Origin of the sequence: Pseudomonas sp. S5D5, from assembly GCF_003013355.1 — a bacterium.
Lineage (GTDB): Bacteria > Pseudomonadota > Gammaproteobacteria > Pseudomonadales > Pseudomonadaceae > Aquipseudomonas > Aquipseudomonas aylmerensis.
On the sequence record NZ_PTEO01000001.1, the window covers coordinates 3,502,218 to 3,527,786 of the forward strand.

Annotated in this window: 22 protein-coding genes; 11 read left to right on the forward strand and 11 right to left on the reverse strand. The window is 57.4% G+C overall.

Going from position 1 to position 25,569, the window contains the following annotated elements; translation table 11 throughout:
• Window position 1: 1 nt before the first annotated feature.
• A complete protein-coding gene (locus C9990_RS16260; protein ID WP_101273794.1) occupies window positions 2-454 on the reverse strand; it encodes an Lrp/AsnC family transcriptional regulator in 453 nt (150 codons plus the stop codon).
• 148 nt (window positions 455-602) lie between these two features.
• Between C9990_RS16260 and C9990_RS16265 the strand changes: the two genes are divergently transcribed.
• Both C9990_RS16265 and panB read left to right on the forward strand, forming a co-directional pair.
• Window positions 603-1,220, forward strand: coding sequence for a LysE family translocator (locus C9990_RS16265; RefSeq protein ID WP_106803934.1), 618 nt, complete (start codon window positions 603-605; stop codon window positions 1,218-1,220).
• Window positions 1,221-1,243: 23 nt separating this feature from the next.
• Complete coding sequence (gene panB / locus C9990_RS16270) at window positions 1,244-2,077, forward strand: 3-methyl-2-oxobutanoate hydroxymethyltransferase (protein WP_101270145.1); 834 nt, start codon at window positions 1,244-1,246, stop codon at window positions 2,075-2,077.
• Between the two features lie 59 nt (window positions 2,078-2,136).
• Here panB and C9990_RS16275 read toward each other — a convergent pair whose 3' ends face one another.
• On the reverse strand, window positions 2,137-2,949 hold the full coding sequence (locus C9990_RS16275; protein ID WP_106803935.1) for a MaoC family dehydratase N-terminal domain-containing protein: 813 nt from the start codon (window positions 2,947-2,949) through the stop codon (window positions 2,137-2,139).
• Window positions 2,950-3,098: 149 nt separating this feature from the next.
• Here C9990_RS16275 and C9990_RS16280 point away from each other — a divergent pair, with 149 nt between their 5' ends.
• From C9990_RS16280 to C9990_RS16310, 7 genes are all read left to right on the forward strand, one after another.
• On the forward strand, window positions 3,099-4,802 hold the full coding sequence (locus C9990_RS16280) for an AMP-binding protein (protein WP_106803936.1): 1,704 nt from the start codon (window positions 3,099-3,101) through the stop codon (window positions 4,800-4,802).
• 183 nt (window positions 4,803-4,985) lie between these two features.
• Window positions 4,986-5,615, forward strand: coding sequence for a TetR/AcrR family transcriptional regulator (locus C9990_RS16285; RefSeq protein ID WP_101270138.1), 630 nt, complete (start codon window positions 4,986-4,988; stop codon window positions 5,613-5,615).
• A gap of 267 nt (window positions 5,616-5,882) precedes the next feature.
• Window positions 5,883-7,370, forward strand: a complete 1,488-nt coding sequence (locus tag C9990_RS16290; RefSeq protein ID WP_106803937.1) for an aldehyde dehydrogenase — start codon at window positions 5,883-5,885, stop codon at window positions 7,368-7,370.
• A 9-nt stretch (window positions 7,371-7,379) separates the two neighbouring features.
• Entirely contained in the window at window positions 7,380-8,177 is a 798-nt protein-coding gene (locus C9990_RS16295; protein WP_101270134.1) for an enoyl-CoA hydratase/isomerase family protein, read from the forward strand.
• 24 nt (window positions 8,178-8,201) lie between these two features.
• Window positions 8,202-8,975 carry an SDR family NAD(P)-dependent oxidoreductase gene (locus C9990_RS16300; RefSeq protein WP_200846324.1) on the forward strand — a complete coding sequence of 258 codons (774 nt, stop codon included), beginning with the start codon at window positions 8,202-8,204 and terminating at the stop codon, window positions 8,973-8,975.
• A gap of 118 nt (window positions 8,976-9,093) precedes the next feature.
• Window positions 9,094-10,677 carry an MFS transporter gene (locus C9990_RS16305; protein WP_218277276.1) on the forward strand — a complete coding sequence of 528 codons (1,584 nt, stop codon included), beginning with the start codon at window positions 9,094-9,096 and terminating at the stop codon, window positions 10,675-10,677.
• Between the two features lie 54 nt (window positions 10,678-10,731).
• Entirely contained in the window at window positions 10,732-11,529 is a 798-nt protein-coding gene (locus C9990_RS16310) for a CoA ester lyase (protein WP_256595105.1), read from the forward strand.
• 12 nt (window positions 11,530-11,541) lie between these two features.
• On the opposite strand, the gene C9990_RS16315 is transcribed toward C9990_RS16310, so the two are convergent.
• The 7 genes from C9990_RS16315 to C9990_RS16345 all read right to left on the reverse strand — a co-directional run bounded on the left by C9990_RS16315 (window position 11,542) and on the right by C9990_RS16345 (window position 18,808).
• Window positions 11,542-12,372: an amidohydrolase family protein gene (locus C9990_RS16315; RefSeq protein ID WP_106803939.1), complete on the reverse strand. Its 831-nt coding sequence runs from the start codon at window positions 12,370-12,372 to the stop codon at window positions 11,542-11,544.
• Window positions 12,373-12,385: 13 nt separating this feature from the next.
• A complete protein-coding gene (locus C9990_RS16320) occupies window positions 12,386-13,156 on the reverse strand; it encodes an enoyl-CoA hydratase/isomerase family protein (RefSeq protein WP_106803940.1) in 771 nt (256 codons plus the stop codon).
• A gap of 59 nt (window positions 13,157-13,215) precedes the next feature.
• Window positions 13,216-14,901 carry an AMP-binding protein gene (locus C9990_RS16325; protein ID WP_106803941.1) on the reverse strand — a complete coding sequence of 562 codons (1,686 nt, stop codon included), beginning with the start codon at window positions 14,899-14,901 and terminating at the stop codon, window positions 13,216-13,218.
• Between the two features lie 154 nt (window positions 14,902-15,055).
• Window positions 15,056-16,297, reverse strand: a complete 1,242-nt coding sequence (locus C9990_RS16330) for an OprD family porin (RefSeq protein ID WP_256595160.1) — start codon at window positions 16,295-16,297, stop codon at window positions 15,056-15,058.
• 175 nt (window positions 16,298-16,472) lie between these two features.
• Window positions 16,473-17,240, reverse strand: coding sequence for an SDR family NAD(P)-dependent oxidoreductase (locus C9990_RS16335; protein WP_106803943.1), 768 nt, complete (start codon window positions 17,238-17,240; stop codon window positions 16,473-16,475).
• A gap of 18 nt (window positions 17,241-17,258) precedes the next feature.
• Window positions 17,259-18,074: an enoyl-CoA hydratase/isomerase family protein gene (locus tag C9990_RS16340; protein ID WP_106805671.1), complete on the reverse strand. Its 816-nt coding sequence runs from the start codon at window positions 18,072-18,074 to the stop codon at window positions 17,259-17,261.
• Window positions 18,075-18,091: 17 nt separating this feature from the next.
• A complete protein-coding gene (locus C9990_RS16345) occupies window positions 18,092-18,808 on the reverse strand; it encodes an NAD(P)H-dependent oxidoreductase (RefSeq protein WP_106803944.1) in 717 nt (238 codons plus the stop codon).
• A gap of 96 nt (window positions 18,809-18,904) precedes the next feature.
• On the opposite strand from C9990_RS16345, the gene C9990_RS16350 reads away from it, so the two are divergent.
• The gene (locus C9990_RS16350) at window positions 18,905-19,930 is read left to right on the forward strand and encodes a GlxA family transcriptional regulator (protein WP_106803945.1); all 1,026 of its coding nucleotides are present in this window, start codon (window positions 18,905-18,907) and stop codon (window positions 19,928-19,930) included.
• Between the two features lie 75 nt (window positions 19,931-20,005).
• A complete protein-coding gene (locus C9990_RS16355) occupies window positions 20,006-20,824 on the forward strand; it encodes an AraC family transcriptional regulator (protein ID WP_106803946.1) in 819 nt (272 codons plus the stop codon).
• Here the strand turns inward: C9990_RS16355 and C9990_RS16360 are convergent.
• Together C9990_RS16360 and C9990_RS16365 are read right to left on the reverse strand one after the other, a co-directional pair.
• A complete protein-coding gene (locus tag C9990_RS16360) occupies window positions 20,742-21,971 on the reverse strand; it encodes a pyridoxal phosphate-dependent aminotransferase (protein WP_218277277.1) in 1,230 nt (409 codons plus the stop codon). The two genes, C9990_RS16355 and C9990_RS16360, sit on opposite strands and share 83 nt — an antisense overlap.
• 40 nt (window positions 21,972-22,011) lie before the next feature.
• Window positions 22,012-25,494: an indolepyruvate ferredoxin oxidoreductase family protein gene (locus C9990_RS16365; RefSeq protein ID WP_106803947.1), complete on the reverse strand. Its 3,483-nt coding sequence runs from the start codon at window positions 25,492-25,494 to the stop codon at window positions 22,012-22,014.
• Window positions 25,495-25,569: the final 75 nt, after the last annotated feature.

Consider the following 25,569-nt stretch of genomic DNA (forward strand, 5'->3'; position numbering starts at 1 on the left):
GTCACACGGGCAGCGGCCGATCCTGAATGACGCGCTTCATGACGAGCGTCGAGGTCAGCCGTTGCACATTGGGCAAGGCTGAGAGGCTCTCGTCGTACAGCCGCTGAAAAGCCGGCAGATCCTGGGTAATGACGTGAAGCAGATAGTCCGGCTCGCCGAACAACCGCTGAGCATCGATTACCTGAGGGATCTGCATCAGCGCTGCTTCAAACGCATGCACAGCAGATTTGTCGCCCTCGCGCAGGGTGACAAACACCATCGCAGAGAAATTGAGCCCCAGCGCTCCAGGGTCCAATTGAGCGCGATAGCCCATCAACACCCCGGACTCTTCCAACGCTCGCACGCGACGATGGCACGGCGACAGGCTAAGCCCTATCCGTTCAGCCAATTCCGTGACCGAGAGACGACCGTTTTTTTGCAACTCAGAAATAATCTTGCGATCAATCTCATCCATCTGGAAGATTCTCCCAATCCAGAGCGCTAACTTGACTATCTTTAGAAGCACATTCTAATCACATTTCATTATTCTTCCTCGCGTTCATTTATGCGTGAGGCAACGAGATGCAAAGAAGTAGATGTCATCAACGGAGAGGGCCAGCGGCATGACCTTGAGTATCTTCGTTGCATTCTGGGCCGTGTCGATTCTGTTTGTAATAACCCCTGGCGCGGATTGGGCCTATGCCATTTCGGCAGGGTTGAAAGGCCGCGTGGTACTGCCTGCCGTTGGTGGACTTCTGTCAGGGCATATTATCGCCACGCTGATCGTCGCCGGCGGCGTTGGTACGCTGGTGGCCAACCATCCTTTGGCGTTATCTGTGCTGACCGTTGCCGGTGCCGGCTACCTGCTGTGGCTGGGGATCAACATGCTTGCCCACCCTGCCACGCCCCACGCGGATCAGATCCAGGTATCCGATTCGTGGCAACGCTGGGCGATCAAGGGCCTATGTGTCAGTGGCTTGAACCCCAAAGTGTTCCTGCTATTCCTCGCACTGCTGCCGCAATTTACCGATAGCACGGCAACCTGGCCGGTGCCGATGCAGATGGTGGCGCTGGGGCTTGTGCATACGCTGAGCTGCGCAGTGATCTATCTGTTGGTCGGCTATGGCTCCCAAACCGTGCTGCGTGCCCGGCCCGCAGCGGCCCGGAGTGTCAGCCGTTTCTCCGGCGCGGCCATGATCCTAATCGCGATCGTGTTGTTCATCGAGCAAGTACTGGGTTAATCCCTTTTCAGCGAGGCAACAAAATGACTGATCAGCCTGCACCCTACGGCAACGCCCAATCGGCGCCGCGCATTCGTATCCCGCACTTGAAGCAGATGAAGGTCGAGGGTCGCAAATGGGCGATGCTCACCGCCTACGATATGTACAGCGCAGCGATTTTCGAGGAGGCCGGTATCCCGGTGCTGCTGGTGGGCGATTCAGCGGCCAATAATGTCTATGGCTACGAATCCACGCTCTCGGTGACCGTGGACGAACTGATTCCGCTGGTGCGCGCGGTCAGCCGCTCAACCCAGCGGGCGCTGGTGATTGCCGATCTGCCCTTCGGCGCCTACCAGGCGTCGGCCGAGCAATGTTTTCACACCGCCGTGCGCTTTATGAAAGAGGCCGGCGCGCATGCGGTCAAATTGGAGGGGGGAATCGAGATGCTGCCCCAGGTGGAGAAACTCGCACAGTCCGGTATTCCCGTCATGGCGCACATTGGTTTCACGCCCCAGATGGAGCATCAACTGGGTGGTTACCGGGTTCAGGGGCGCGGCGACGATGCGCAACGCCTGATCGACAGCGCCAAGGCATTCGAGGCGGCCGGGGCGTTTGCGTTATTGATCGAGATGGTGCCGGGAGAAGTGGGCCGTGCGATCACCGAAGCGGTGTCGATCCCCACTGTGGGCATTGGAGCGGGTAACCAATGCGACGCCCAGGTACTGGTGTGGCAGGACATGGCGGGGCTGCGCAACGGCCGCCTGCCGCGCTTTGTCAAACAATATGCGGACCTACGATCGGTACTCCGTACCGCCGCCAGTGACTTTGCGCGGGAGGTGCAGACCGGTGAGTTTCCGGGGCCTGAACATACGTTCTGAGCCCTGAAATACTTGTCGCAACGCCCGCTCAGGGCGTTGCGCCCATCCGCTATCCCTCGTCAAAACCTAACTTCACCCACTTGACCGACCCCTTGGGTATTGCCAGACCAGAGTGAGGCAACACCTGGCGATGTCAGCCGCCCGTGAACAATCAGGTCCTCCCCGGCAATTAATGGGCGGACGCCCTTGAAACTGAAGCTGCGTGGAACGATCCCCGAATGCGCTTCAAGCAGGCTTTGCAAGGCAAGCGTTGCCACAAGCGGACCATGCATGACCAGCCCAGGATAGCCTTCAACCTCAGTCACGTAGTGCAGGTCGTAATGGATGCGGTGGGCATTGAACGTAATTGCGGAATAACGAAACAGCAGGGCTGGGTGCACACGCGTAGATCGTTGCCAATCACCTCCCGGCAGGGGCTCCCCTCCAACTACGGTGCCGTTTGCCGCCTTGTAGACAATGTCTTGCTCCTCGTAGACCTTAAGGTCGCCATCCTGACTATATTCGTGTCCAACGGTGACAAATAGCAGGCTGCCGCTACGCCCAGCCTTCTCCTCAATGGAGAGGATCGAGGACCTGCGCAGTGCCGCCACACCTATTTTCAAAGGAAGATGAAACGTCAGCTGACTGCCTGCCCACATCCGCTTGCGGCCGTGTGTCTCGGGAAGAAAGTCTCCCGTCAGCGGGTGGCCATCGACGCCCAGCTCCTGGCTGTCGACGGACTCGTGAAAAAAGGCCCAGTGCCAGAGCAACGGCAGGTCCGCGCTATCGGACGGGGCCGCCCGACCAAGGGTCCAACCGACGCGTTTTACATGGGAGTGATTCAGCGAGTCATGACTCACCTGAACTTTTCCAATCCAAGCTGCGTAATCCATCTGCACTCCTAAACTTAAACAGACATGGTCCGGCCGGCACGCTCCCAATTCAGGCAGGCAAACGACCGGTAGAAAGCATTTGCAGGCTAACGATAACAGTGTTATCTGTAAAGAACACAATTATAATCACGCACCGTTTGGAGGCCGTCATGTGTTCAGCCGCATCTGCAATCGATGTTCCTGTCGCTCACAGCTATGTCAGTGGCACCCCTACCTATCCCCTCTTGGGAATGACCATTGGCGAAAGCTTTGACCAAGCTGTCAGAAAAAATCCGGATGGCTTGGCGTTGGTCATGCGCTCCCAAGGCATCCGCTGGACCTACGCTCAGCTTGCCGAGCAGGTCGATCGGTTTGCCTGTGGCCTGGTCTCGCTGGGGCTCAATGCGGGAGACCGGGTCGGGATCTGGTCGCCAAACAACGTCGAGTGGGTCATCACTCAATTTGCCACGGCCAAATTAGGGTTGATATTGGTTTGTATCAATCCAGCCTATCGGCCTGAAGAGCTTAAATATGCATTAAAGAAAGTGGGCTGTAGTGCGTTAGTCACCGCAACTCAATTCAAGAGTAGTCATTATATTGAAATGCTGTATCAGATGGCGCCGGCCATAAGTACGCAAACACCGGGAGATTTGAAGCTAAAAGACCTGCCGGACCTGCACACCATCATTCAAATTAACCAGCTGGCCTCGCCAGGTTTTATAAGTTTTGACAGTGTCAGTGAGCGAGGTCAGTTTTTCTCAATTCCGACTGTAAAGCTCAAGTTTGATGACGCGATCAATATCCAGTTCACCAGCGGCACTACCGGCTCACCAAAAGGGGCCACGTTGTCCCACCATAACATTCTTAATAACGGTTACTTCTGCGGCCAGGGAATGGGGCTCACGGCCCAAGACAAACTGTGCATTCCCGTACCGTTTTATCACTGCTTCGGCTTGGTACTGTCCAACCTGGCCTGCATCAGTCACGGTGCGGCGATGATTATACCGAGCGAATCATTTGATGCTCTTTCAGTCCTTGAGGCTATTCAAGCAGAACATTGCACAGCGTTACATGGTGTACCCACCATGTTCATCTCAATTCTGGAACATCCCGACTTCCATACATTCGACCTCAGTTCTCTGCGAACCGGGATGATGGCAGGCGCACCCTGCCCTATGGACGTAATGCGCAGAATCATTTCAGATCTAGGCATGACCGAAATCACCTTCGCCTATGGAATGACCGAAACCAGCCCGATAAGCTTCCAGACCAGCCGCGACGATGTTCTTGAGCGCCGCGTCTCCACGGTCGGCTCGGCATTACCACATATTGAGGCAAAGGTCGTCGATGACGTTGGTAACATCGTTCCCCGAGGCGTTCCCGGGCAGATCTGCATCCGAGGCTACTCAGTCATGTTGGGCTACTGGGGCGATGCCGAGAAGACGTCTGAAGTACTCGACGCCAATGGCTGGATGCACACCGGCGATATTGCTACGTTGGACAGTAACGGTTACTGCAACATCACGGGCCGAATCAAGGACATGGTGATACGCGGCGGAGAAAACATTTACCCCAAGGAAATTGAAGAGTTTCTATCCGGTCACCCAGCAATCGGTGAGGTTCAGGTATTTGGTGTGCCTGACTCTAAATTTGGTGAGGAGATATGTGCCTGGGTTCGCCTTAAAGAGGACTACACGCTGGATGAGGAGGCGGTCAAAATTTTTTGCCGTGGATCAATCGCACACTACAAGATCCCGCGGTACATTCGTTTTGTGTCTGCGTTCCCCATGACAGTAAGCGGCAAAGTTCAAAAGTTCAGCATGCGCGAGGTGATGATTAATGAACTGGGACTTAGCGAAATAAAAACCGCTTGATAGCGCGCGACGGTAGTTAGTGGCTGCCGTTGTACAATCAGGGACTCTACAGGTCTTCACCTCGACAGGCACTACGTGCGAAGGTATGATTGAAAATTCCTATCTTCGCAGCCCGAGTCATTCATTTCAACGATACGAGCTTGTTTGAAGATGAACATAATTAGATAGCCCAGCGAGCCAACTATGAACGAAGAGGTAAAGCCACCCGTCGTTAAGCGTAAAGCAGCACTGAGTGCCTTTCGCCGGGAACTGATCAGGGACGCAGCCAAACAAATATTTGTCGAGGTCGGTTTGCATGGTGCGTCGCTGCGTGAAATTGCCAAAATCGCAGGGTGCACCACCGGGGCGATTTACGCGCAGTACACAAACAAGGAGGAGGTGTACGCAGATATCCTCCGTGAGTCTCTGGTCAACATGGCAGAAGCCGTCAAGGACGGTGCCGATCAAGGGCCTAAAGGCAAACAGAGCCTCGCCGCATTACGTGCCTGGTTTGAATACTTCGATGCCAGGCCTGCCGAATTCGATTTGGGCTTTTACCTCTACGGCGGCGCGCATCCCGTCGGGGTTGGCAGTGAGTTGAACCGTGAGCTGAACGTAAAGCTCAAGGTTGTATATGAAACGGTCGCCAACGCCATGGAAAACGACGCGATTGCGACAGCAGACAACAAGCATCATCTTGCGGTCGCAGGCGCATCGTGGATGTTTGGCATCCTGTTAATGAAAGGCACCGGGCGCCTGAAAATCCTGGAGATCGATGTGGACAAACTACTGGATGACAGCCTTAGAACACTCCAGCACGCCCACAGCGCATAACCCAGTTTAAACCGCCTCCTTCGGATACCGTGCCACTAAGGCTCGGTAGACCATCCTGCAAACTCGCCCCGTAATCGCTCGCCCTCCCCCAGCGTTTCAACTCTTCGTACCGTGATCGCCCACCCAATCCAGGCGTTTCTTAGCCTGCTTACGCTTGCTCTTTTCCCAGCGGAAAATTCATATCGGGCATCTTTAAAAATCACGCTTGCTATCTTTTCGTAACGGCGTTATTTTTTCGTCGACCTTCACAGAATGACGAGACATACGATGAATAAGAATGTTGACGTGAATTGGCATGAACGGGCTGCAGCGCTGGTGCTACCAACGGATGCCGTTATCGGAACGCAGCACGTGCGTGCGGAAAAAACCTCGCTCTGTATCAACCCGGCCAATGGCCAAGCACTGGTGGAAGTCTCCGCCTGCGGCGAACGGGAAGTGGATGCAGCCGTCAAGGCGGCGCGTCATGCCTATGAAGCAGGCACCTGGCGTCGGATGGCGCCGACCCAACGCAAGCGTCGTCTACTGGCGCTGGCTGAATTGATGCGCAAACATTCCGATGAACTGGCACTGCTAGAGTCCTTGGCGGTTGGCAAGCCCATTCGTGACACCACAACCGTTGATATTCCGGCATCAATCGCCTGCTTCGTCTGGAACGCGGAAGCAGTCGACAAGCTTTACGACCAGGTTGCGCCTACCGCTCAGGACGTCGTTGCAACCATTACTCGCGAACCTCTGGGCGTCGTGGGTGTGGTCACCCCATGGAACTACCCCCTGCTGCTTGCGGTATGGCGCATCGCCCCGGCCCTGGCCACCGGCAACTCAGTGGTGTTGAAGCCTTCTGAAGAAGCTCCGTTTACCGCTCTACGCCTCGCAGCGCTTGCCTTGGAAGCAGGTATTCCGGAAGGCGTATTCAACGTCATTCCTGGCGGCGCCGAAGCAGGCCAGGCCCTTGGTCTGCACCCTGATGTCGACTTCATCTCCTTCACGGGTTCTGCCGACGTCGGCAAAAAATTTCTGCAGTACGCAGGCCAGTCCAACATGAAGCGACTGAGCTTGGAGTGTGGCGGCAAAAGCCCTCAAGTCGTGCTGTCCGACTTCACCAATCTGGATGAGGTGGCCAAAGCCGTTACATTCGGTATCTACACCAACCAAGGCCAGGTCTGTTACGCAGGCTCACGGCTAATCGTTGATCGAAAAATCAAGGATGAGCTGGTGGACAAGATCATTGCGTCCGCCAGCCGCCTGGTCCCTGGCGACCCTTTGGATCCGCAGACCCGTCTGGGCGCCATCGTCAGCCAAAAACAACTTTCACGCGTGTGTGGCTATATCGAAGGCGCTCAACGCGACGGCGCCACCCTGCGTTGTGGCGGCGAACGCAGCCTTGTTGATAGCGGTGGCTACTACCTGACGCCAACGTTGTTCGACGATGTACTGCCGTCCATGACGATTGCCCAGGAAGAGGTCTTTGGCCCTGTCCTGTCGGTCATTTCGTTCGACGAAGAAAGCGAAATTCTGCCGCTGGCCAACGACACCCCTTACGGCCTGGCCGCCTCTGTCTGGACTAACGACATCAACAAGGCACACCGAGTGTCCCGAGGCGTCAAGGCAGGCACTGTCTGGATCAATTGCTTCAACGAAATCGACTTCGGTGTTCCGTTTGGTGGGTTCAAACAATCTGGATTTGGTCGCGACAAAGGTATCCAGGGTCTGGAGAAATTTACCGACCTCAAAACCACTTGGGCGCGTATTCGCTAGGAGCGGACCATGATTCAGCCAAATGAACTGCCGGCAGCTGTCCGGTACGAAAAACAAGCCGGCGGCGTCGTGCTAATCACGATTAATAACGCCAACCGCGAAAATTGCATCGATGAAGCGGTCCACGAAGGGTTGTGTGAAGCCTGGGTGAAATTTCGTAAGGACCCGGAGCTGAACGTAGCGGTTCTGACAGGGGCTGGCGAGAAGTCTTTTTGTTCGGGTTGGGACATCAAAGGTTACGCGAAACGTACCTCCACCCTGAGTTTGAACGACCTGCGTGAACGCGCCGCCTATGAGCCAGGGCTCGGCGGTCTGACCCGTGGCGTCGAGGTGTACAAGCCCATCATCGCCGCGATCAACGGGTATTGCCTCGCAGGCGGAATGGAACTGGCCATGGCCTGCGACATTCGATTTTCAGTGCCCGAAGCCCAGTTTGGTGTGCTGAACAGGCGCTGGGATATCGGTTGCGAGTCGGGCCTGACTCAACGTCTGCCGCATATCGTCGGCCTGGGCAATGCGCTGGACTTGATTCTCAGCGGTCGGCAATTCACCGCTGAAGAAGCCCTGCGCATCAACTTCCTGAATCAGGTTGTCCCCCGTGAAGCCTTGTTGGACAAGGCCCTGGAATACGCCAGGCAAATTGCCGCACTCCCGCAAGCCTCGCTGCGCACTGATAAAGAGTCGGTACTGCGCGGCCTGGGGCGACCGCTGCAGGACGGGCTATGGATGGAAAACACCCTCTGGAACAGCACGGTTCACTCAGAAGAACTTGAAAACGGCATCTCCCGTTTCGGCGCGCGTCAATAACTCATCCAATAAGAGGTAATTATCATGACTAAAAACACCAACAACATGACTGGTAAAACCATCATCATCACTGGCGCTGCCCGTGGGCTAGGTCAAACCTATGCGCTGGAACTGGGCCGCTTGGGCGCCAACATTGTCCTGGCAGACTTCAATGACTGTGTAGAGTCCGAAAATCTTCTGGCCAAGGAAAATATTCCCTTTCTGACGGTAAAAGTAGACGTCGCAGACGCGACCAGCACTCAGAAGATGGCAGAGGCTGCCGTTGAACGCTTCGGCAAGATCGACGTCTTGGTCAACAATGCAGCCTTGTGGGCCGACCTCAAAAATACGCCGTTCACGGACATCGATCCGGACATCTGGGACCGCTGCATGAATGTCAACGTAAAGGGTGTCTGGAATTGCTCCAAAGCCGTATTCCCTTCGATGAAAGCGGCCGGCGGCGGCAGTATCATCAACATCGCGTCACTGGCCGCGGTCTACGGCATGCCCTATGCCCTGCACTACACCGCTTCCAAAGCAGCCGTCATTGGTATTACCCGTGGTTTGGCCCGTGAAGTCGGCCGCCACTGGATCCGTGTAAACAGCATCGCGCCGAGCCTGGTACTGACCGAGGCCACCAGCCAGTTCTTCGACGACAAGCTGGACAAAGCTACAGACGCTATCAAGTCGGGTCAGAGCCTCAAGGGCAACCTGACACCGGATGACGTCGTCGGTGCGGTCATCTTCCTCGCCAGCGAAGGCAGCGGTTTCGTTACTGGTCAGACGTTGATGGTGGATGGTGGCACTACCCTCCTCTAACACTTCTGCTCGTCACTAGCCTAAACAATAAAAAACTTCTCAGGCTCGCTACAGCCGTCTCGGTCAACGCACACGTTAGCCAGGAGGGCTGTGGGAGCTCATCCGTAAAACACGGTGAATGACAATGGCTACTGCAATCGATACAGACGCTCACACAACGCACACCACCACCCCCAAAGAAGAACGGCGAGTGATACTAGGCTCGTCACTGGGGACTGTATTCGAATGGTATGACTTCTACTTGTACGGAAGCCTCGCCGTGTTCTTCGGCTCGTTATTCTTTCCGAAAGGCAACGAAACAGCAGCCCTGTTGGCCAGCCTGGCTACTTTCGGCGCCGGGTTTGCCATCAGGCCTGTAGGCGCAATCATATTCGGGCGCCTTGGCGACCTGTTCGGCCGCAAAAAAACCTTCCTCGCCACCATTGTAATCATGGGCTTGTCTACCGCCTTGGTGGGTGTCCTGCCGACCTACGAACAAGTCGGTATTCTCGCGCCGATCCTGTTAGTGCTCCTTCGACTGATCCAGGGCCTGGCCATGGGCGGCGAATATGGCGGTGCCGCCATTTACGTCGCCGAACACGCGCCTGCGAAGAAGCGTGGCTTTCGCACCAGCTGGATCCAGACCACAGGAACCATCGGGTTCTTGCTGTCACTTGGCGTCATTCTTACCTGTCGGTCACTGCTGGGTGAGGAGGAATTCCGTGCGTGGGGGTGGCGTATTCCATTCCTGCTGTCGCTGGTGCTGCTGATGGTCTCGGTCTATATCCGCATGACACTCAGCGAATCCCCGGTTTTTCTCAAGATGAAGGCCGAGCACAAGTTATCGGCCAACCCGGTGAAGGAAAGCTTTGGCGACTCGAAAAACCTGCGCCTGGTGTTCATTGCATTGTTGGGCGCCATTGCCGGACAAGCGGTCGTTTGGTACACCGGGCAGTTTTACGCCCTGTTCTTTCTGCAAAGTATCCTGAAGATCGAGTTTGGCCTGTCCACCATGCTGGTCGCGTTGGCATTGGTCATCGGAACCCCGCTCTTCGTGTTCTTCGGATACCTATCGGATAAGGTCGGTAGAAAGCCGATTATTCTTGCCGGCTGCCTCTTGGGGACACTGACCTTCATGCCTATCTACAAAGGGCTGATGCACTACGGCAACCCCGCCTTGGAAGCCGCTATTGCTACCACCCCTGTAATCCTTACCGCCCCAGAAAACTGCAATAACTGCGATGCCATCCGCAATGAACTGTCGGCGCGTGGTGTGCCCTATCGTACGGTGATAGAGGCAAACAACAGTGTTGCTATTTCCATCGGCGCCCTTAATTTGACCGCGCCCGACAAGCCGACACTGACAGCGGCGTTAGCCAGTGCCGGTTACCCAGGCGCGGCGGACCCGACCCAGGTCAACAAGCCGATGATGTTGCTACTGCTGGTGCTGTTGATGACGTACGTCACCATGGTGTACGGCCCCATGGCCGCCTTCCTGGTCGAGTTGTTCCCTGCACGCATTCGCTACACCTCCATGTCATTGCCCTATCACTTGGGGAATGGCTGCTTCGGTGGCTTCCTGCCGCTGATCTCATCTTGGCTGGTGCTGTGGACAGGCAATGTTTATGCGGGGCTTTACTACCCCATCGGCGTAGCGGCGCTCACCTGCATCGTTGGTTTTATCTACATACGTGAAACCAAGAATCTCGATCTGAATCGTTAATCACTACCTGCAGGTATTGCGCTGTTCAGTGCAATGCCTGCCGCGGGAGCCCCTATGATTAGGACTGTGTTATTTGTGCCTGGGGACAGGCCGGAACGCTTCGAAAAAGCTATAGCGACAGGCGCAGGCCGCGTCGTCATCGACCTGGAAGATGCCGTTGAGCCACAGCATAAGGACCAGGCGCGCGAAAATGCTGATCGGTATTTGGCGCAGACGCGTCATCAAAATGTGATGGTCAGGATCAACTCAAATGGCGATGAGGCTTATAAACAGGATCTGGCGTTGTGCCAGGCTCACCCCCACCTAGCTGGTGTCATAGTGCCAAAGGCCGAAAGCCTTAAACAGCTGGAAGAAGTCGCTGATTCCTGCCGCAAAATCTGGCCACTGATAGAAACACCTCAAGGCCTTTTGACACTCCCCGAGTCAGCGACCTGCAAAGGCATCGAGCGCTTGGTGTTTGGCGTATTGGATCTGGCTATCCAGCTCGGTATCAATGCCTACTCGCCCAGCAGTCACAGGATCTTCGACCAGGTTCGTTATGCGCTGCTATTGCACAGCGCACTCAATGGTCTGGAACCGCCCGTCGACACGGTTTACCCCGTGCTAAGTGATATGGAGGGCCTTAGCGCCTTTGCGACCGCCTCAAAGGATCTGGGCTTCGCCGGCATGCTCTGCCTGCACCCTAAACAGGTCGAGCAGGTCGACAGTATCTTCACACCTTCAGCACACGAGCAAGCCTGGGCAGAGCGCGTGCTCGAGGCGGCAAAGCAGCACGGCGGGGCGTTTTCCTTTGAAGGGAGAATGATCGATGCACCCGTACTGACCTCGGCAAGGCGCATGCTGGGTAAATGACTGTTTGACTCTTTAGCCGGGCAACTTGAATGCCCGGCGCGCATTGTTCGCCAGGAAACAGCGCTGTACATCTTCCTCCAGGTTCAACGCTTGCAGCCCTTGTAAACAATCAGCGGCAGTCAGCATCGGGTAATTGGTGCCAAACAAGACCTTTCTCTTCCCCGCTCCACGCATATACGCCACCAGCTCCGCAGGAAACCGCGAAGCCTTGTAGGCTGATGTATCCACGTAGACGTTCGGGTGCTTCATCATCAGGGAAATCATTTCGGCCACCCACGGAAAGCCGATATGTCCACCGACGATGCGTAGCTCAGGAAACTCGTGCGCTACGTTATCCAGATAAGGCATCGGGCGCCCGGGCTCAGACGGGCGCATCGGGCCTGCATGGCCCACTTGCAAACAGAAGGTGATATCCAGCTCGATGCACTCGGCGTATAGCGGATAGTATCGGCGGTCATCAGGCGGCAGCCCCCATAGCCAGGGCAACACGCGCAAGGCCTTGAAGCCATATTGCCTGACGCAACGACGCAACTCCCTTACCGCATCCATCGGCCGGCTCAGGTCCACTGACGCTACGCCAATGACCCGCTCCGGTTGCGCCGAGACCGCAGCCGCCACTTCTTCGTTAGTGATCATCGGCCCAGCCGGCCCCCACCAGGCACTGGCAAAGACCTTGGATACTCCGTCCTTTCGGAAGGTCTCAAGCGCCTCGGCCGAGGTGATGTCAGGGGTATTTTCGGCTAAAGCCTTCCATGCTGTTGGCCAGCGCCGCAATGACTCAAACATCGAGTCCTGCAAAAAACGCTTGTTGGGAAACTGCATCCAGGCGTCGATTATTTCCACGGCGTTTTAACTCCTATTCACCCATGATTTCCCGGCGACGCTTGTCCTGGGACCGGCGATTACCCTCATCACTCATGCCGGTGGGCAGTTCCTGGTCGAGCAGCGTGGTTCGCAGGTCAATCTGCTGCATGACTGAATCCTGCAAGGCCTTCTTGGACATGGCATACGCCACGTTGCAATCGGGGGTAATGCAGCGCGCATAGGCAAGCGCGGTGGCCAGCAGTTGCGATTCCTCCACCACCTCATGGAAGAACCCGAGCTTCTCGGCCTGCTCCAGAGAATAGAGCTCACCCTTGAGGGTGGTCAGCGCGCCGACCTGATCACCCAACGCGTACTTGATGATTTCCACATACGCGGCGGGCATCGGAATACCGATAGGCACTTCGTTGAGGCCGAACTTGGCCTCTTTGCGCGCAGCGATACGGAAGTCGCAATCCAGAGCCGTGATCAGACCGCCGGCAATGGCATGCCCGTTGATCGCTGCCACCGTGGGGCGCGGGTACTGGAAAATACGCAGGTTGGTCGCGCGGTATTCGGCGTACCACTGGCGGATCCGCTCTTTGTTCTGGCTGCCAAATACATCAAAGCTGTACTTGAAGTCGATACCGGCTGAAAAGGCATTGCCCTGCCCGGTTAGAATCACCGGCAACTCGCTGAACTCGGTTTCGAGCCGATCGAAGGCATCATGCAGGTCCTTGAAGAAGGTGTCGTTCTGCACATTGACCTTGTTAGTATTCATGCGCACAACCGCACACCCCTCCATCACTTCAATCTGCCATGCCATGTTTCACTCCTTATCGGTGGCGCCTCTGAATTGGCGCATCATTGAATGTCAGCAACGCTCTAGCACACAGCCAACGCAAGCTCTTCTTCCATGATTTCGCGCATCCTGAACTTCTGTACCTTGCCGGAGAGCGTCATCGGAAAGCCGTCTACGAAGCGTATGTAGCGTGGGATTTTGTAACGAGCGATCTGGCTGCTGCAGAACTCGCGTATTTCGTCTTCGTTGATCACCAGGCCCGGGCGCACGATGACCCAGACACACAGCTCCTCGCCGTACTTCTCATCCGGCACACCGATCACCTGCGCATCCTGAATGGCCGGGTGTTGATACAGGAACTCCTCGATTTCGCGCGGGGAAATATTTTCGCCACCGCGTATCACCATATCCTTTATACGCCCGGTGATGCTGACGTAGCCCTCGGCATCCATCGTGGCCAGGTCGCCGCTGTGGATCCAGCCGTCGCTGTCGATGGTTTGAACGGTCTTTTCCGGATCATTCCAGTAGCCTTGCATCAGCGAATAACCGCGAATACACAACTCCCCCACTACACCGGTCGGCACAGTATCTCCTGACTCAGGGTGGACCACCTTGGCTTCCAGATGGGGATGCACTTTGCCGATGGTCGACACACGTTTTTCCAGCGGTGTCTCACACGTGCTTTGATAGCTGGCGGGGCTGGTCTCGGTCATGCCGTAGGCAATGGTGACATCGCGCATATGCATGTCGCGCTGAACGCGGCGCATCACCTCGATCGGGCACGCCGTACCGGCCATGATGCCGGTGCGCAAGGTGGACAGGTCAAATTCGTGAAACCGTGGGTGGTCCAGCTCGGTGATAAACATCGTCGGCACCCCATGCAGGGCGGTGCAGCGCTCATTCTGTACTGCCTCAAGGGTGCGCACCGGGTCAAACGTATCGTTTGGGTAGACAATGGTGCTGGCATGGCTCAATGCCGCCAGGTTGCCAACCACCATCCCAAAGCAGTGAAACAACGGCACGGGAATGCACAGACGGTCAGTGGCCGTGAGGCTCATGCCCTCGCCGAGGAAAAATCCATTATTGAGAATGCCGCGATGGGTCAGCGCTGCGCCCTTAGGCGAGCCCGTGGTGCCGCTGGTGAACTGGATGTTGATCGCATCAGTGTTCTTCAGCGTCGCCGCGACACGCGGGACGCGCTCGTCCAAGGCATCCCCCAGGCTCATCAGATCGCGAAAGCGCATAAAACCGGGCACTTGCTCCTCGCCCAGGTGGATCACCGTATGCAACGCGGGCAGCCTCGCAGCACTGAGATGCCCAGGCGCGCAGGTGTTGATTTCCAGGGCAATCGTTCTGATCACTTGCAGGTAATCGGTGGTCTTGAATGCCGACAGGGTGATCAATGCCTTGCAGCCCGCCTTGTTCAACGCGTACTCAAGTTCCATGGTTTTGTAGGCTGGATTGAAGTTGACCAGGATGATCCCGACCTTGGCCGTCGCCAGTTGGGTTATCAACCATTCGGCGCTGTTGTTTGCCCAGATGGCCACACGATCGCCCGGCGCCAGCGACAACGCAATCAGGGCACTCGCCAGTTGGTTTACTTCAGCTTGAAGTTGAGAATAGCTAAGCCGGATATTCTGATGACACGAAACAAGCGCCTCATTATCGGGAAATCGCGCGACCACGTCGTCAAAGAAATCTCCCAGGGTTTTCTCTATCAACGGAATATGAACCGCGCCACGCGAATAACTTCTTTTTATTGTGTTCATCGTGTCTGTCTCAACATTGAAGTACTGCTGTGCCTGTATGCACAGTACGAGAGTCGACAGCGCTGGCACATTGGCAAAACTGACGTTTTTTATGCCAATCTTGCCAAGCCAGTAATTCCCCGTGGGTGTGCGCCAGGCTGCGACTATTTCGGGCCTACCGGAGTGGCAAGCTGTAGCTGACGATCAGGCGGTTCTCATCCAGATCACTCAGGAAGTTGCTGCGGGTGGTGGCGTTACGCAGCTTCAACGCCAGGTTTTTCAGTGGTCCGCTCTGAATGACATACCCCAGATCCGTGTTGCGCTCCCAGGTTCTGCCTTCGCTCAGCCCCGCCCCGCGGTCCACGTTGTCACCCGAGAGATAGCGGGTCATCAGGGTCAACCCGGGAATGCCCAACGCGGCGAAGTCATAGTCGTAGCGCACCTGCCATGAATGCTCATCGCGGTTGCCAAAGTCGTTGATCTGTACCTGGTTGAGCAAAGCATCGTCCGCGCCATTGACGTAGGCGAAACCGGTGCGACCGCTGAGGTGCTGGTAGCCGGCGCTGAAGCTGTGGCCAAGCATTTTGTAGGTAAACAAGGCGCCCAGAGCATCGTTGTCCACGTTACTTCCGCCATCGGCACCCGAGTGTGCAAATCGGATATCGGACTTAAGGCTTTGCCCACCCCCCAACGGCAATTGGTGCACCAGATTGATCAAGTGTTGTTTGTAGATGCCATCAAGACCACCGTAGTAATAACTGGTGAACAGTGTCGGGGTCCATTGATAACGACCTCCGCCAAACAGAAATTCATCACTGGTTTTGGCACTTCCCAGCACTATATTGCGCTTGCCGCCATTGAAGACCGTCATCACTTCATTGTCCGAAGAGTCGCGCTGATTGACCCGGTCAAGACGGCCCAGGTCAAGGTTTAAACCCTCGATCTCGTTACTGGCCAACCAGGCCCCGCGAAAGGTCTGCGGCATAAGGCGTGAGTCATTGCGTATCAGAGGCGGCAACACCGGCTGGACTGTGCCGAGCTTCAAGGTGCTCTTGGAGATACGTACCTTGGCAGTAAAGCCAGACTCGCCATATTCATCCTTGGCACGCTTTGGCCCGACCGCATTGGTCTTGAGCAGGCCAGTGCCAACCCGATCAGGGCTGGAGTCCAGTTTCAGCCCCAGCATCCCGATGGCATCAATACCGAAACCTACTGGGCCCTCGCTGTAGCCGGACTCTAAGCGCAACATAAATCCTTGCGCCCATTCCTCTGCTTTATTTTGCGCCGAGCCGCCCTGTCGGAAGTCGCGATTCATATAGAAGTTACGCAGTTCCAAAGTGGATTTACTGTCCCCCAGAAAGTCTGCGTGAGCCGATCCGACAATACCCAGGGCTGCGACTGCGCAGAGTACGGGCATAACTGTACCGAAGTTGAAATGCATGGTTAGTCTACCTTTCGCTATTTTTATTGTTATTGCTGTTTTTTATTATTTTCGACTGTGACGCACACTTTAGTGCCGCTGGAATGACTTCCAACGTCACCAAACTTATTCAAACTTCCTGTTCACATTAAGCTGTAGCTTGCGTTACTCCTTATTGGGCGGCCATGCGCAGTGCACCATCGAGGCGAATCACCTCGCCGTTGAGCATGGGGTTCTGCACGATCGACGCTACCAGTTGCGCGTACTCGCTACCGCGTCCAAGACGTGACGGGAACGGCACCGTTTTGCCTAGGGACTCCTGTACTGCTGGCGGTAGACCCAGCAGCATCGGCGTCTCAAAGATGCCGGGGGCGATGGTCACGACTCGAATGCCGACACGTGCCAGCTCGCGGGCAATCGGCAGTGTCATGCCAACCACGCCAGCTTTGGATGCCGCATAGGCCGCCTGACCGATTTGCCCATCAAAGGCGGCCACGGAAGCGGTCGTGATGATTACCCCGCGCTCGCCATCGCCATTGGGCACATTGTTGCTCATGGCGGCGACGGTCAATCGGATGGCGTTAAACGTACCCACCAGATTGATCGTGATTGCCCGTGCAAAGGTCTCCAAGTCATGCGGCCCCACTTTACTCTGCACCTTCTGCCCAGGCGCAACGCCGGCGCAGCAGATCAGTCCATCCACCCGACCGAAGCGGCTCAACGATTTATCAATAGCGACCTGCATGGAGTGTTCGTCGACCGTATCCGCATGCACAAACAACGCGGCCGTTCCGAGTTCATTCGCCAGCGCTTCACCTGCCGCTGTATTGAGATCAGCCAACACTACCTGGGCACCGGCCTCGACCAACCATTTGGCTGTGGCAGCGCCTAACCCTGAAGCACCACCCGTGATGAAAAAAACCGAACCTTCGATGTTCATGAAAGACCTCTTGGAGAATTAACGAGAAGCACCAAATTGAGTTTTGCGTCGCTGGCAGAACGCGGCGACGCCCTCTGCAAAGTCAGCGCTGGCGGAAACCGCCACGAACGTGGCTTTTTCGGCTGCCAAGGCCGTTTCCAGGGTTGCGTCCAGGCCGCTACGCAGCAAGCGTTTGATCCCCGCATGCGCCGCCGCGGGGCCGTCGGCCAAACGCTGGGCGATGGCCAGGCCAGCGGTGTGTAGTTCATCGCGAGGCACCACTTCAGTCACCAGGCCCGCGGCCTTCGCGTCCGCGGCGCTCAGTTTCGGGTTCAACAACGCGATGGCCATGGCCCGATGCAACCCAACCTGCCGTGGCAGATGCCAGGTAGCACCGCCGTCTGGCGTTGCGCCAATTGCGCTGTACGCCATCAGGAAGCTTGCATCGTCGGCCGCGACCAGAATGTCGCATGCCAAGGCCAGCGACAGGCCAAAGCCAGCGGCCACGCCGTTGATCAAAGCCAGCACCGGACAGGGCAATTGCGTCAGCCCGGTTACCGCTTCGTTGACGGCACTGATCAGGGTTTCCAACTCATCGGCGCACGCCGCGTTGGAGACATTCAACAAAGCCTCGAAGCGGCGCACATCGCCCCCCACCATGAAGTGCGCGCCACTGCTGCGCAGCACCACAACGCTTGGCGGGTTCACTACCAACGAGCGCACCGCATCTCTCAGCGCCAGCCCCATGCCCAGATCCACACTGTTGCCGGTCTCAGGACGATTCAACGTGATGAAACCAATGAGCCCTTGGCGTTCGACTTGAACGCCTGCATCTGTGTTTAAAGCAGCTGTCATATCGACCTCGCAGACCTTCACGCGTGAGCCGTCGAAGGTTTTGGGCGCAGGATTTCGTCGTAGTCGTCAAGCGACGGAAACTCGAGCGCGGCACGCTGATCCAGGGTCAACAGATGCTCGCGGTACTTCGCCAGGTAGTCCTCACGCGCCGCCTGGCTGATATAGGGCACATGGAAGGCCACGAATGGCGGCAGCACCGTAAGACCGACATAGCCCAGCACACCGCGCTGGATGGGCTGCAACAGGATTTCCAGCTCACCGTGCACAGCGCCGGGACCAAACATATGGTCCTGCCCGCCCAGGGAGAACGCGAGCATGGCTTTTTTATCCTTCAAGCCTCCGCGGTCATAAATGCGTGCACCGCCATAGCAGTACCCCGAAATGAACACGCGGTCGAACCAGCCCTTCATGATCGCCGGCATGCTGAACCAGTAGATCGGGAAGTTGAAGATGATCAGGTCGGCGCGCTTGATCTTCTCCAGTTCAGCGAGGATGTCCGGCGCGAGGGTGCCAGTGGTGTAACCGTTGCGCTGCTCCAGGGCGTAGACCAGGTGCTCGCTGTTGGCGCGCTGGCCAAAGTCGCTGGCGCTGGCGACAGGGTTGAAGTTCATCGCGTATAAATCAGACACGTCCACCTCATGCCCCTGCCCGCTCAACACCTCCACAGCGAGGTTGAACATGGCCGTGTTGAATGACTGCGGTTCGTTGTGCGCGTGGACAATCAGTACGTTCATGAAAGCTCCGGTCAATGGCTGATGAGCTCACTGTACGGAAGCGGATCGCGGTGCTAAATTGGCATTAATGACTATTTTTATGCGTAATTTGCCATTATGAAAATCACCCCGGTACGCGTCGCCATTCTTGCCCTCGATGGCTGTTATGCCTCCAGCCTCGCCGGCATCGCCGACGTGTTCCATGTCACCAATGCGCACCTCAGTCGCCAGCAACACAAGACCGGTAATGCCATTGCCCGGCCCTTTTCCTGGCAGTTCGTGTCGAACAAGGGTAAGCCCGTCACGGCATGCAATGGCTTGGCGTTGAACATTGCCACCCCACTGCCGCAAGAGAAGGTCGATATGATCTTTATTCCGGGGCTGTACTACGCCGGGCATGACGCTTTCGAACAGATGCTCGAATCCGCCGCTCCGCAGTTAGAGTGGCTCAAGGCGCAATGGCGCGAGGGCGCGGTGCTGGCCGCTAATTGCACGGGTACCTTCCTGCTTGCCGAAACAGGCTTATTGCAGGGCCGCCAGGCCACTACCACCTGGTGGCTGGAGCGGCTGTTTCGCGAGCGCCACCCCACGGTGAACCTGCAATTGCGCTCGATGGTGACTGAGGAAGACCGCCTGTGGTGTGCCGGCGCCAATGCATCGTATCTGCTGCAAGGGGTCAGGATGGTTGAGCATTTCTGTGGCGCGAATACCGCGACCCTGACCGCCAAAACGATGCTTATCGACACCAGCCAGACCACTCAACTGCCTTATCTGCCCCTGCAGATGGAAACGGTGCACAGCGACACCATGGTCGCCAAGGCACAGCACTGGCTGCTCAAGCACTTTGCCGAGGATATAAGCCTGCCTGAGCTTGCTTCTGCGCTGTCAGTCAGCGTGCGTACGCTGATCCGCCACTTCAACAGCGTGCTGGGGACAACGCCCCTCGCCTACCTGCAAAATCTGCGTATTGAGATCTCCATGACCCTGCTCGAGAGCGGCGATCTGAGCATCGAGGAGATTGCCAATCAAGTCGGTTATCAGAACGCCAGTTCCTTTACGCGATTGTTTCGCCAGCAAGTGGGATCGACGCCAGCCGCTTATCGCAGTCGGTTTGCGACAACGGGCGGCAATCGACAACGATAGTCTAACCACAAACGTGCAAGCCACGGCCCCCAGTGCAGACGTACTCTGCGGGAAATCACTGAGTAGCCGCTCCCGATGCAGACAAAAGACTGGGTCAGACACGCGCCGCAGACCTCCCCCATAGAGAGACTCGAAGCATTTTTTGGCACCCATGCGTTCAACACGCACCAGCACGATACCTACGCGATCGGCATCACGCTGCACGGCGCGCACCGCTTCAATTACCGAGGTGAGGCCAAAGTTTGCGCCCCTGGTGAAGTGATGGTAGTGCACCCCGACGAACAGCATGATGGCCGCGCCGGTACCGACGCTGGCTTTCGCTATCAGGGCCTGTACTTGCCGCCCGCGCTGGTACAACAAATCCTCCAGGGCAAACCGTTGCCGTTCCTGAAAAACGCGGTATCCCAGGACCCACGTCTGACGACGACGGTATTCGAACTCTTGCACGCGCAAGACCTCGATCCCATGTCTGAAGAAGATGCACTGCTATCCTTCGTGACCACCCTCGCGGCCGTTACCGGCCAACCCCGCACACGCACGGCCCATCATTTCGAGGCCGCACGCAGGGCGCGGGACTATATTCATGACAACCTGGACGGCCCAATCACCCTTGACGAGCTCGCAGAGTGCGCGGGGCGCGACCGCTGGAGCCTGTCAAAGGATTTTCGGGTGTTCTACGGTACCAGCCCCCATCGCTACATCACCGCACGCCGGCTAAGCCGCGTAAAACTATTGGTACAAGCCGGGCAGACCTTGTCCAAAGCCGCGGTCGATGCGGGCTTCTTCGACCAGAGCCATATGTCCCGGCACTTCACGCGCAGTTTTGGGATTGCCCCTTCCCGTTGGCTTTTCCCAGAGCATGGCGCACCTGCAGAAACTGCTCCATACGACTAACCGCTTCTATGAGCCTTTCAATACTGGTCGTGTAGGAGAAGCGGATATAGCGCTCCGGCTGATTGGTCCCAAAATCCAGACCCGGCCCCGTTGCCACCCCAGCCTCTTCCAGCAGCGTCATGGCGAATGCAAAGCTGTCGGTGGTGAATGCTGAACAGTCGGCATAGATGTAAAACGCGCCTTCCGGCTTGGCCACCACACGAAAGCCTAACCTTGCCAACTCGGCAGAAAGGAAGTCGCGACGGCGCTGGAACTCCATGCGACGCGTCTCCAGCAAGTCGAGGGTTTCGGGTTTAAAGGCTGCCAGCGCCGCGTACTGGGCTGGTGCCGACGGCGACAGGAACAGGTTTTGCGCAAGCTTTTCGATGTGCCGTGTATAGCCTTCGGGTACCACCAGCCAGCCCAGGCGCCAGCCGGTCATCTGGAAGTATTTGGAGAAACTTTGAACGATCCAGACGCCCTCGCAGCACTGCAGTGCGGTGGTGGACTCCTGGTCGTAGGTGAGGCCCTGGTAGATCTCATCGAGAATAAAATGCCCGCCCTTGGCGCGGATAAATTCTGCGAACGTGCGGACCTGTTCGAGGCTGAGCATGGTGCCTGTAGGGTTGGCCGGTGAGGCAAACAGCGCGCCGGCGGTCGAATCATTCCAATGGGCTTCAAGGTCAGCCAGGGTGGGCTGGAAGTTATGCGCTTCGCCCACCGGAATCGAGGTAGGCACGCCCTCAAAGATTCGCACGAAATTGCGGTTGCACGGGTATCCAGGATCGGTCAGCAACCATTCCTTGCCCGGCTCGGCCAGGCAGGCCAGTGCGAGTAACAGCCCACCCGAAGCACCCGCCGTCACCACGATGCGTGCCGCCGGCACCGTGACGCCATAGCGCTGCAAGTAGTAATCGGCGATTGCCTGGCGCAGTTCGGGAATTCCCAGCGCCGGGGTGTAGGTGGTCTTGCCGTTGGCCAGGGCCGCTTGGCCGGCAGCAATGATGGCGGGTGGGGTCGGGAAGTCGGGCTCGCCGACCTCCATGTGCACAATGTCGCGCCCTTCCGCCTCCAGCCGCTTGGCGCGGGTCAGGATATCAATCACATGAAACGGCGCCACATCGTCCATACGGGCGGCGATAACGGGCGGTTTGATCAGTGAGTTCATGGTTTTATCCTCCATTGATAATCGGTGCGACCTGGGTGAATCAAGCCACTTTTTTCAGCGCGATCACACGACCGCGCAACACATCCAGCAAAACGCTTTCGCGCTGCCTGGCCAACGCCATGGCTTTGGCGCGAACGTGCCCATAACCGCGGATCTGCTCGGGTAGCGAAACCAGCTCCAGCAGCGTGTCGTAATGCGCGCCACCGTCCTCCAGCAGCGGCAATACCTCAGCAATCACCGCCTCGTAGCGTTGGATCAGCGCGCGCTCCTGACGGCGCTCGACGGAGTAGCCGAACACATCCAGCGCAGTCCCCCGTAGCCCACGCAGCTTGGCGAGCAGGCGGAACACCGGCACGATCCAGGGGCCAAATTCGCTTTTCTTCGGCAGTCCGGTATCAGGCGCGCGTTTGGCAAACAGCGGTGGGGCCAGGTTGAACACCAGTTTGTAGTCGCCTTCAAACTGCTGGGAGATGCGGTCAAGGAAACCGCTTTCTACATGCAGGCGTGCGACTTCGTACTCATCCTTGATCGCCAGCAATTTGAAGTAGTACTTGGCAACGGCCTGGGTCAGTTCGCTACGTCCAGTGCCGAGCCGTTGTTCTGCGTTACGTACCTGTTCGACCAAGGCGCTGTAGCGTTGGGCGTAGGCACTGTTCTGATACTCGGTAAGGAACTGCTGACGGACAGCGATCACCTCATCCAGTGTCTTGACGGGCTCCGGTGAAATACGCACACCCTGGCCGGCAGCCTTGGACTCCAGCAATTGCTCGACGGCTTGTGGGTTGACCGCTGCCTGGCGCCCCCAACGGAAGGCTTCTGTGTTCATCTTTTTGGCTGCGCCATTGAGTTCGATGGCCGATTCGATCGAAGTCGCAGAGATAGGAATCAGCCCGCGCTGGTAAGCAAACCCGAGCATGAACATGTTGGCGGCGATGCTATCGCCCAACAGCGCTGTGGCGATGCGACCGCAATCTACGAACTCGGCATGATCCTGGCCCACCGCCTCGACGATATTGCGCCGCAGCGCTTGGGTGGGGTATTGCATATCGGCATTGCGAGTAAAGGCACCCGGCATGGTTTCCTGGGTGTTGGCCAAGACGTAGGTGCTGCCATGGCGCGTTGCTGCGAGGGTCTTGGTGTTGCCCGCCACAATCAGGTCGCAGCCCAGCACCAGGTCGGCGCCACCGGCGGCGATACGGATGGTCTTGATTGACTGCGGGTCGGGGCCGAAGCGCAGATGGCTCCACACCGATCCCCCCTTCTGGGCCAGGCCAGCCATATCGAGCAAGCCACAGCCGCGCCCTTCAAGGTGCGCAGCCATGCCCAAAATGGCGCCAATGGTGACGACCCCAGTGCCGCCCATGCCCGCGACTAAAATGCTGTAGACCCGATCATCGATACTCGGCCGCATCGGTTCCGGCAGCAACGGTACCGCCTGCCCCTGCACGGCCGCCTCCGGCTTGCTCAGGCTGCCGCCAACAACGGTGACAAAGCTTGGGCAGAAGCCGTTGACGCAGGAATAGTCTTTATTGCAGGAAGACTGATCAATCGCACGCTTGCGACCAAACTCGGTTTCCACCGGCTGCACTGACACGCAGTTGGACTTCACGCCGCAGTCACCACAGCCTTCACACACCAGGTCGTTGATCACGATGCGTTTGGCCGGATCGGGGAAAGTACCGCGCTTGCGGCGCCGACGCTTTTCCGCTGCGCAGGTCTGGTCGTAGATCAGCACCGACGTGCCTTGCACCTCGCGGATCTCGCGCTGGACGTTGTCGAGTTCGTCACGGTGATGGAAGGTCACGCCGGCGGGCCAGGCGGTCTCCAGCGGGTATTTGTGGGGCTCATCGCTGACCACCACGATGCGCTTGACCCCTTCGGCACTGACTTGATGAGCGATGGCCGGCACGGTCAATGCGCCATCGTGTTTCTGCCCGCCGGTCATGGCCACGGCGTCGTTGAACAGAATCTTGAAGGTGATGTTGGTGCCGGCGGAAACGGCGGCGCGTATGCCCAGATACCCGGAGTGAAAATAGGTGCCATCGCCGATGTTCTGGAACATGTGCTTGCGCTTGGAAAACGGCGCCTCGCCGACCCACACCATGCCTTCGCCGCCCATATGGGTGTAGCCCAGGGTGGAGCGGTCCATGGATTGCGCCATCCAGTGGCAGCCAATACCGGCGTAGCCTTTGCTGCCTTCCGGCAGCACCGTGGACGAGCTGTGCGGGCAGCCGCTGCAGAAGTAATAACTGCGTGCCAGCAACTCGGTGTCGCCCTTAACCACTTGGTAGGCACGCAGCTCTTCAATGCGCAGACGCAGGCTGGAGTTGCTACCCAGTTCGAGCAGGCGTTCACCCAGGGCGATAGCGATCTGGTTGGAGTCAAGGGCCATTTCCGACTGGAACAGCGTCTGGCCCGCCTCATCCAGTTTGCCGACAATGACCGGGGCGACGGCGCGGCCGTAGAACTGCTCCTTGAGCTGGAATTCGAGCAGGCTGCGCTTCTCCTCCACCACCAGGATTTTGTTCAGACCCTCGGCAAAACGTAGCGCGCCTTTGGGTTCCAGAGGCCAGACCATCCCGACCTTGTAAATGCGCAACCCCATGACAGCGGCGGCCTGTTCGCTGAGGTTCAGGTCGTCAAGTGCTTGCAGTACATCCAGGTAGCTCTTGCCGTGGGTGATCACGCCAAGCGTAGCGCCAGGGGCATCAATGACTACGCGGTCCAGCGCGTTGTCACGGGCAAAGGCGCGCACCGCATTCAGCTTGTAGCGGTGCAGCCGCGCTTCCTGTGCGTGTGGGGTGTCGGGTTGGCGGATATTGAGGCCATCCGGCGGCAGGGCAAAGTCCTGGGGGATATGGATCTTCACGCGGTTTATGTCCACGTCAATGGTCGCCGTGGCTTCGACGGTGTCCTTGACGCATTTGATGCCGACCCAGCAGCCGCTGTAACGCGACAACGCCCAACCGATCAGACCGAAGTCGAGGATTTCCTGGACGCCGGACGGACTGAGCACCGGAATCATGGCGTCGACCATGGCAAATTCGCTCTGGTGGCAAGTACTGGACGATTCGCAAGTATGGTCATCGCCCATCAGCACCAGCACCCCGCCCAACTGCGCGGTGCCCGCGAGGTTCGCATGCCGGAACGCATCACCTGTGCGGTCAACGCCGGGTCCCTTGCCGTACCACATGCCGAACACGCCGTCGTACTTGCCCTCACCGCTCAGATGAGCCTGTTGCGCCCCCCAGATGGTGGTGGCCGCCAGATCTTCGTTGATACCCGGCACAAACAGGGTGTGGTGCTGCTCAAGGTGCTTTTTCGCCTTGCCCAACTGATCATCCAGACCGCCCAACGGCGAGCCCCGATAGCCGGAGATGTAGCCGGCCGTGTGATGGCCCTGCTGCTGATCACGCTGACGCTGGGTCATCGACAATCGAACCAGGGCTTGGGTGCCGGTGATGAAAATACGCCCATGGGAAAGCGTGTATTTATCGTCAAGCTGGACGGTCTTCAGGGTCATCATTCAACTCCACCCCTTGGCTGGGGTATTTATTGTTTTTAGTTAAGAGCAGGCGCGACTTGACCTCACGCGGCT